Consider the following 484-nt stretch of genomic DNA (forward strand, 5'->3'; position numbering starts at 1 on the left):
GGAGATGCGGGACGACGCTGAGGCGGTGCGCTCGGCGCTGGGAACCCACGACCGCAAGACGCTCAAGCAACTGATGTGGGGCATGCGGCGTAACCCATCGGGTTGGAGCCGGCCGCAGCTCAACGCGATGCACTGGCTGCAGCAATCGACGCTCAAGAGCGCCCGGGCTTGGCGGCTGAAGATGGCGCTGCGCGAGGTGTATGCCGCAGCGCGTGCGCACAACAACCCTGATCAGGCTAGCGCCGACCTGCGAAGCTGGCTGAGTTGGGCGCGACGCTGTCGGCTTGAGCCGTTTAAAAAACTGGCCACCACGATCAAGGAGCGCTTCGACGCCGTGGTGCGCGGGATGGTCGACCACCGCAGCAACGCCTTCGTCGAGGCCATGAACGGCTTGCTGCAGCAGGCCAAGCGCGCGGCCAGAGGCTTCCGCACAGCCAACAACTTCATCGCCATTGCCTACCTGCGGATGGCCAAGCTCACGCAC

The 484-nt window shown here is 65.5% G+C and carries 1 protein-coding gene; it reads left to right on the top strand.

Annotation, left to right across the window (positions count from 1 at the left end):
- Nucleotides 1-484 (top strand): transposase (locus ACYQ1H_RS15550; RefSeq protein WP_460028947.1); only part of this gene is annotated, 484 nt, incomplete at both ends.

This window comes from Methyloparacoccus murrellii (genome assembly GCF_054657115.1).